This is a genomic window from Thalassomonas sp. RHCl1, from assembly GCF_947387555.1.
Lineage (GTDB): Bacteria > Pseudomonadota > Gammaproteobacteria > Enterobacterales > Alteromonadaceae > Thalassomonas.
This window is the reverse complement of the sequence record NZ_CANDNZ010000039.1, coordinates 1-1121: the sequence shown is the minus strand read 5'-3', so window position 1 is coordinate 1121 and position 1121 is coordinate 1. Positions and strand designations below refer to the sequence as shown.

Here is a 1121-nt window from a genome sequence, read left to right as displayed (position 1 = left end):
ATCGGACACGTTGACCACGGTAAAACTACTTTAACAGCTGCTATCTCTGCTGTATTAACTAAAACTCACGGTGGTGAAGTTAAAGATTTCGCACAAATCGATAACGCACCAGAAGAGCGTGAGCGTGGTATTACTATCAACACTTCTCACATCGAATACGATACAGAGACTCGTCACTACGCACACGTAGACTGTCCTGGTCACGCCGATTACATCAAAAACATGATCACCGGTGCTGCTCAAATGGACGGCGCGATCTTAGTAGTTGCTGCTACAGACGGTCCTATGCCACAAACTCGTGAGCACATCCTGTTATCTCGTCAGGTTGGCGTACCTTTCATCATCGTATTCATGAACAAATGTGACATGGTTGATGACGAAGAGCTTCTTGAGCTAGTAGAAATGGAAGTTCGTGAACTTCTTAGCGAATACGAATTCCCAGGTGATGACTTACCAGTAATCCAAGGTTCAGCTTTAGGTGCCCTTAACGGCGAAGCTAACTGGGAAGCGAAAGTACTTGAACTTGCTGACGCTTTAGATTCTTACATTCCAGAGCCAGAGCGTGCTATCGACGGTGCATTCATCATGCCTATCGAAGACGTTTTCTCAATCTCAGGTCGTGGTACTGTTGTAACCGGTCGTGTTGAGCGTGGTATCATCAAAGTAGGTGATGCAGTAGAAATCGTTGGTATCCGTGAAACTCAAGCTAGTACTTGTACTGGTGTTGAAATGTTCCGTAAGCTTCTTGACGAAGGTCGTGCCGGTGAGAACTGTGGTATCCTTCTTCGTGGTCTTAAGCGTGAAGACGTTGAGCGTGGTCAAGTATTGGCTGAGCCAGGTTCAATCACTCCTCACACTAAGTTCGAATCAGAAGTATACGTACTGAGCAAAGATGAAGGTGGTCGTCACACTCCATTCTTCAAAGGCTACCGTCCACAGTTCTACTTCCGTACAACTGACATCACAGGTGCTGTAGAGCTTCCTGAAGGTGTAGAAATGGTAATGCCAGGCGACAACCTTAAGTTTGTTGTTGAGCTGATCAACCCAGTAGCGATGGACGAAGGTTTACGCTTCGCTATCCGTGAAGGTGGTCGTACTGTAGGTGCTGGTGTTGTATCTAA

1 protein-coding gene is annotated in these 1121 nt (G+C 46.4%); it reads left to right on the top strand.

Annotation, left to right across the window (positions count from 1 at the left end; translation table 11 throughout):
• On the top strand, positions 1–1121 hold a 1121-nt coding region (tuf, locus tag QL234_RS31885), incomplete at both ends, for an elongation factor Tu (protein ID WP_281561753.1).